The sequence below is a fragment of the Pontibacillus yanchengensis Y32 genome (assembly GCF_000770635.1).
Lineage (GTDB): Bacteria > Bacillota > Bacilli > Bacillales > BH030062 > Pontibacillus > Pontibacillus yanchengensis.
This window is the reverse complement of sequence record NZ_AVBF01000034.1, coordinates 38,775-45,283: the sequence shown is the minus strand read 5'-3', so window position 1 is coordinate 45,283 and position 6,509 is coordinate 38,775. Positions and strand designations below refer to the sequence as shown.

Sequence of the window (6,509 nt, the reverse complement as noted above, 5' to 3'; positions counted from 1 at the left end):
TGGGGGCCACTTTTAGTTTAATTTACTGGGTTTTGTCCCAGCCTCTTTTATTTTAGTTGGATACCTTCAACTTCCTATGGCTTACTCCTTATAAGAGGCATAATATGGAAGGCGGCCCATCTTTTCTTCTGTTAAAGCACGGAAACATCCTCTTTTCCAGACCAAATAACTATTTATCTCGAATCCAAGCCTCCCATATCATGGGGCTTATCAAAAATAGGAAGAACTACAGTGTCTTTTTCTTAATCACAAGCTTGGATATTTGTTATACTATTCCAAACGAAAGGATGAGATTATATGTGGGATAAACTAATGCAAGATCTCGATGGATTGTATGAAGAAATGGTACATATTAGACGATATCTTCATCAATATCCCGAGCTTTCTTTTCACGAAACAGAAACCGCTAAGTACATTGCTTCGTTTTACGAAGAGTTAGGCATTCCTTATCAAAGCAACGTAGGTGGAAACGGAGTGGTCGCAAAGCTTGAGGGTGGTAAACCAGGGAAGACAGTTGCATTGCGAGCAGATTTTGATGCTCTTCCTATTCAAGATGCGAAAGACGCGCCATACAAATCAACCGTACCTGGCGTGATGCACGCTTGTGGTCATGATGGCCATACTGCTGCTCTTCTTTGCCTGGCAAAAGCACTTATCCCTTATAAGGAAGAAATACCTGGAACTGTCGTCTTCCTTCACCAGCATGCGGAAGAAATTACACCAGGTGGCGCAAAACCTATGATTGAAGCTGGAGCATTAGATGGTGTCGATGCAGTTTTTGGAACACATCTATGGATCAACACACCAGTAGGAGCTGTAGAAACAGCACCTGAATCGTTCTTCGCTGGTGCAGATGCTTTTGAGATCACCATTCAAGGAAAAGGTGGTCATGGGGCTCAGCCGCATCAAACAAAAGATGCGATTTTAATCGGTTCCCAGCTTGTTACCTCTCTTCAGCAAATTGTCAGCCGAAAGATTGATCCGTTGAACTCTGCCGTTGTAACAGTGGGTACGTTCGAAGCCGGGAAAGCATTTAACGTCATCGCTGACACAGCTACACTGAAAGGGACAGTTCGTACATTTAACCAAGAGATTCAAGAAACCGTTATTCAAGAAATGGAGAAACACATTAAAGGCGCTTGTGTCTCTCATGATGCTTCCTATGAATTTTATTATACAAGAGGCTATCCTCCTCTGGTGAACCATCCAAGAGAAGCTGATTTAGTGCTAAATGCCGCTGCGAACACGCCTGGCATTGAACGGGCTGAATATGTATCCCCTGTTATGACAGGAGAAGATTTCTCTTACTATATGCTTGAACGACCAGGAGCTTTCTACTTCACCGGTGCACAAAAAGAAGGTCACGTCTATCCCCACCACCATCCTAAATTTGACTTTGATGAACGTGCCTTACCTTTAAGTGCGAAAACTCTATTTCAATCGTATATAGCCTATCAGAACCAACATTAAGAAGAGAGCATACGGAGACGGTATCCGTTCATAGCCGTCTCCCCCAATTGCTCTAATAAGCGATAATTCCCCCATGCTCCTACTAGAGCTCCAATTCCAGGTATTAGCTGCATCATTTTCACAAAATCAATCGTATCTCGGTATTCCATTTGCAGCGTTTTCCAATCGACTTCTCTCCACTCAAGCTTTTCCTTCTCCCAATGTAGCACCGTTTCAAGCACTGACTTTTTCTGCTCATCACTTGAGAAAGCAAGAATAAACAAATGCAGTAAATACATTCTTTCCTCATATTTCGTTACATCGTATCCATATAGTTGACCGACATCAAACAAAAATTTCATTTTAATACTAAGCAAAAGTGGGAAATCTGCTGCACCTAGTAGAATTCCACCCGCACCTGTACCCGCTCCTTCTAGAGCGGCTGTTCGTTTATATTGTCTAAGTCTTTCTTTAATCATATTCTCTCTCTCTTCAAGCGTTGCATCTTCCTTAATTTCCACTTTGTAAATGTATTTTGAACTCGTTAAGGCTAGCTGAATCATCTGTTTCACACTCTCGGTGACAACACTATGAACTCGGTCTGGTACCTTTTTGTTAATGAGGGATTGAATGTGTTTGGATCTCCTTTGAATGATAGAGGATTTCTTCTCCATTTGCTTCACCCATCGATTTGCTTCCTCTAATACGTTAGCTTCATATTGTGCTTCTTCCAATGTCGATCCTCCCTGATATGAGTGTAAAAAAACTCGCCACGAATACGTGCCGAGTTTTGTCATCAATTCATGCGATGAACCAAATACTTATAAACCATTACATAACTAAAGATTGCTCCACCAATCCATACGATCGCAACTCCTATTAAGTTCCATAATAAAAGAAATACTATTCCTAATACGAACGTTTTCACTATCATTAATTGGAACAGCCATTTTAATAATGCTTGTTTCCTTCGTTCTAATGGTACTGGATATAAATCGAGCCACTCTAACTGTTTATGATGGTGCCAAAGGGTGACCATCTGAAAGCCACTCATGTATAAGAATAGGAAAGCAAATCCTAATTGGAACCAGAAATTTGGGACCCAATAAACAAGCGCTCCAGCAATGACTAACAGTCGAACATACATCCCTAAATAATCACTAGAACGTACAAAGGTTATACGATACATATAATCAAAAGTCTGGTCCTGCTGAAATGGGATTGGCGATTTTAATAATCCAACTAGCCAATGACGTTTCTTGATTGTTTTTTTCAAATGAGGAACATCTGTAAATAAATTGGCTATTCGGTAAAACGCCTGCATTCTTGCTTGTTCCTTTTCAATGAGTAAATCCCATGCTATACCTCTTCGCCTCTTTGCAAGTGTATAGTCATACATCATGACACCAAAGAAAAGGAGTGTAGTGATTACAGCAAACACCCATGCATTCCCAACCACAATAAAGTAAATAGTCAAGCCGTTTAGCAGTGTACGCAATATAGGGTCAATATACCCAGTCCATCCAACACGACTGTTGATTTCCCACCAATGGCTCAAAATATTCCAAGCTTTAAACACTACCACAACTATACCTAATACAAGAAAATCAGACCCACTACGTTCTGGATAAGTTGTAAAATATAAAGGGCCTAAAGCTACAAAAATGAACAAAAGTGTAAATAGGTGCGTGATATAGCTATAAATAATCCCATTTCGAAAAAAGGAGCCTAATTGAGCCTCTGCAGGCAAAAGAAAAACCAAGTCCGCTTCTTTTAACATCGTTCGAATGGGACTATACGTAAGAACCAAACCAAGAATAATGGCTATGACCAATGCAGATGGAAAACCCTCCGGTAAGTCTGCAAGCCACTGCTGATAGACATATGCTAATCCAGCTAAAAAGAAAAACATTGCAAAGGCAAAGTGATCATTAAACATGAGGCGTAAATATCGCCCCATTTCTTTTGAATGATGATTTAATCGATTCCTCCAAAGCTCTTGAGCATTAAGCATGTTCATCTTCCTTTGTGAGTTCTACATAGATGTCATCTAGAGTAGACCCTGGCATATTAAAGGAAGTTCGCAATTCTTCGAGCGTCCCTTTGGCACGAACCTCTCCATCATGAAGAATAACAAAACGATCACAATAACGTTCAGCAGTAGCTAAAATGTGGGTAGACATTAAAACCCCTGCACCCTGTGCCTTCATGTTGTTCATTAACTGAAGATAAGATTGAATCCCTAATGGGTCCAAACCCACGAAAGGTTCATCTACAATATACAAAGAAGGTTCTACTAAAAAGGCGCACATAATCATAACCTTTTGACGCATTCCTTTGGAGAAATGAACCGGGAACCAATTTAGCTTCTTTTCCATACGGAATTCTTTTAACAACGGCTGTAATCGCTCTTCAAACGTGTTTTCCGAGAGACCATATGCCATTGCTGTTAAACGTAAATGCTCTTTTAGAGTGAGTTCTTCATATAATACAGGCATCTCTGGTATATAAGAAAATTGGCTACGATACTGCTCTGGGTCTTGTTGAAACGTTTGACCGTTAATCTTAACCTTTCCTTCTTTTGGTTGCATAAGTCCAATGATATGTTTAATGGTTGTACTTTTTCCGGCTCCATTTAAGCCGATAAGTCCCATAATTTCCCCTGGCTGGATATCAAACGAAATCCCATGGAGAACGTTTTTATGTGTGTACCCACCCACAACATTTTCTATATGTAATAATGAATCCATTGTTCATCCCTCTTTCCATTCTTTCACTTCTTCAAATTTTACCATTCCCCTGCAACTTTGCCAAAAAAAGATGATTTTATTTCGGATAGAATTCAAATACTTGCACATAATACTATTGAAGGCGACAGGATGAACTGTCCAAAAGCAATCACTGTAACTTGTTTAAGGGTTATTAAGTTTAGGCTTAACAATCGAAATGAGGTGTCAGTGAAAGACCAAGCTGATTATGATCTCCACCACTCGGTTTGAGATTGATTCACACACATTTACTAATTAAATGAGGTGTAGACAGCAGGTATATTCGCAAGCTTTGTTCACGATCATTTGTTAAATCACTTATCGTTGATTTAACATCCTAGTGGCAACCCCACGCGTGGCAGAGTAGTCCCCGTACTATCCACTCATACTGGATAGATGTAGGACAGTTCATCCAAGTCTTCCCCCGCAGAGTACCTCTCCATGAGGTGCTCTGCTTTTTAATTGGAAGTGATACATATCTTTGGTAATATGAACTCAACAATACTGCAACATATTTGGTAGAGGAGGAAATAACATGAGTCAAGATTGTATATTTTGTAAAATCATTGATGGAGATATCCCATCCGCTAAAGTATATGAAGATGAGTATGTATATGCGTTCCTGGATATCAGTCAAACAACAAAAGGTCATACGCTAGTCATACCAAAACAGCACACAAGAAATATTTTTGAAACAGATGCAACTACTGCAGAGCAACTGTTCTCACGCGTACCAAAAGTTGCTAATGCAATTAAAGAAGCGTTTCATCCAGTAGGCTTAAACATGCTCAACAACAATGAAGAAGCTGCAGGACAATCTGTATTCCATCTTCATATTCACCTCATCCCTCGTTATGGAAGTGATGATGGCTTTGGAGCGAAATGGGAAACACATACTGAGGACTATTCTAATGAAGACCTCCAGTCAATTGCTTCATCTATCTCAGAACAAGTTAAGTAACGTTTACTTTTTTATATTATCTGTTAGAATGATACTAGACTTTCGCAACTGGTCACGAGGACACAGTTGGAGAGTAGACGAGTTTAGATTAGAAGAGGAGAGATAAACATGAATAATCGTTTGGACACACGTATCTTAGTATTGTTGTCATTGCTTGTAGGTATTGGAGCTGTTTTACACATATTTGCTCCACCGATTTTATTTGGTATGAAGCCGGATATGCTTCTTGTCATGATGTTTCTTGGAATTCTATTATTTCCTAAGCTTCCTTATGTATTGTTGCTATCCTTCGTAACAGGTGGAATTTCTGCTCTAACGACATCCGTACCAGGTGGACAAATTGCAAATGTAATAGATAAACCTATTACCGCTCTACTATTTTTTGGAGTATATGTTACTCTGAACAAAGTTATGAGCTCGAACAAACTAGCACCTATCCTGACAGCTTTTGGTACACTTGTAAGTGGTACAATCTTTTTATTTGTTGCTGTAATGCTTATTGGCCTTGTAGAAGGCACATTTAGTGCTCTGTTCTTAGCCGTTGTACTTCCAACTGCAGCCTTTAATACAGTCGCAATGATTGTCATTTACCCAATCGTCCAAAAGATCTATGCGCGCACAAGAATTGCGCAAGTTTCAACAAAAGCATCCTAATTTTACTTTTCCACCCCTGACAAGAAGTCAGGGGTTTTTATTTAATTCATATAGGGAATAATGATATAAGTAAGAGCCACCTGTAGTAAAAATGTATAATTCTTCATACATAAGCTTATAAAAACTTTGAATTTTCTAAAAGGAAATGACGTTTATACCTCTACAGGCACGTGAAAAACGGATATAATAGTAGCTAAGAAAGGAGTTTTGAATATGGCAAAAAGTAAATCATTAGTACTAGGATTTGTTGTAGGAGGCGTTGTAAGTGCAGCAGCAACACTACTCTCTACTCCTTCTTCAGGAAACCAAATCAGAAACCAGGCAAAAGATACTTCTTCACGTTTGAAAGATACGCTAACCAATTTAAAAGGGGAAGGTAAGGAACTTACCGAACAAATAGCTCAAACCTCGAAAGAAGGAGCTATTCTTCTAAAAGATCTTTCTTCTGACATTAAGCAGTCAATCGAAAGCTGGAAACAAACGATTGAGCCCCACCAACGTAATATTCAAAAACACCTTCAAGAAATTGAGGATAGCTTAAAAGAATTAGAAGAAAAAGCAAACCAAAACCAAAATGAAATCCAAGTCCAAGAGCATCCTCCAGCTCCTGCACCTACCGAAGAGGAAGAACAACACTAAAAACCAACGCAAAGCCTGCTACAATCTGTAGCAGGCTT

The 6,509-nt window shown here is 39.4% G+C and carries 7 protein-coding genes; 4 read left to right on the top strand and 3 right to left on the bottom strand.

The genetic code is table 11. The features are described from left to right. Window positions 1-297: 297 nt before the first annotated feature. Window positions 298-1,470 (top strand): amidohydrolase, encoded by a 1,173-nt coding sequence (locus N782_RS12730; protein ID WP_036820553.1) that lies wholly within the window; start codon window positions 298-300, stop codon window positions 1,468-1,470. Here the strand turns inward: N782_RS12730 and N782_RS12725 are convergent. From N782_RS12725 to N782_RS12715, 3 genes are all read right to left on the bottom strand, one after another. Beyond that, entirely contained in the window at window positions 1,467-2,183 is a 717-nt protein-coding gene (locus N782_RS12725; protein ID WP_036820550.1) for an EcsC family protein, read from the bottom strand. The genes N782_RS12730 and N782_RS12725 overlap by 4 nt on opposite strands. 62 nt (window positions 2,184-2,245) lie before the next feature. Continuing rightward, window positions 2,246-3,463, bottom strand: a complete 1,218-nt coding sequence (locus tag N782_RS12720; protein WP_036820548.1) for an ABC transporter permease — start codon at window positions 3,461-3,463, stop codon at window positions 2,246-2,248. Then, entirely contained in the window at window positions 3,456-4,199 is a 744-nt protein-coding gene (locus N782_RS12715) for an ABC transporter ATP-binding protein (protein ID WP_036820545.1), read from the bottom strand. Before N782_RS12715 ends, N782_RS12720 begins: the two co-directional genes overlap by 8 nt. Window positions 4,200-4,752: 553 nt before the next feature. On the opposite strand from N782_RS12715, the gene N782_RS12710 reads away from it, so the two are divergent. The 3 genes from N782_RS12710 (at window position 4,753) to N782_RS12700 (ending at window position 6,471) form a co-directional block, all read left to right on the top strand. Next, window positions 4,753-5,178: an HIT family protein gene (locus N782_RS12710; RefSeq protein ID WP_036820542.1), complete on the top strand. Its 426-nt coding sequence runs from the start codon at window positions 4,753-4,755 to the stop codon at window positions 5,176-5,178. 120 nt (window positions 5,179-5,298) lie between these two features. Next, entirely contained in the window at window positions 5,299-5,832 is a 534-nt protein-coding gene (locus tag N782_RS12705) for a tryptophan transporter (protein ID WP_036820573.1), read from the top strand. Window positions 5,833-6,045: 213 nt separating this feature from the next. Further along, complete coding sequence (locus N782_RS12700) at window positions 6,046-6,471, top strand: YtxH domain-containing protein (RefSeq protein ID WP_052111326.1); 426 nt, start codon at window positions 6,046-6,048, stop codon at window positions 6,469-6,471. Window positions 6,472-6,509: the final 38 nt, after the last annotated feature.

What these genes read in the sequence shown, in the direction of transcription:
- N782_RS12730 (WP_036820553.1), top strand. Translation starts at nt 298, where the DNA reads ATGTGGGATAAACTAATGCAAGATCTCGATGGATTGTATGAAGAAATG.
- N782_RS12720 (WP_036820548.1), bottom strand. Translation starts at nt 3,463, where the DNA reads ATGCTTAATGCTCAAGAGCTTTGGAGGAATCGATTAAATCATCATTCA.
- N782_RS12715 (WP_036820545.1), bottom strand. Translation starts at nt 4,199, where the DNA reads ATGGATTCATTATTACATATAGAAAATGTTGTGGGTGGGTACACACAT.
- N782_RS12710 (WP_036820542.1), top strand. Translation starts at nt 4,753, where the DNA reads ATGAGTCAAGATTGTATATTTTGTAAAATCATTGATGGAGATATCCCA.
- N782_RS12700 (WP_052111326.1), top strand. Translation starts at nt 6,046, where the DNA reads ATGGCAAAAAGTAAATCATTAGTACTAGGATTTGTTGTAGGAGGCGTT.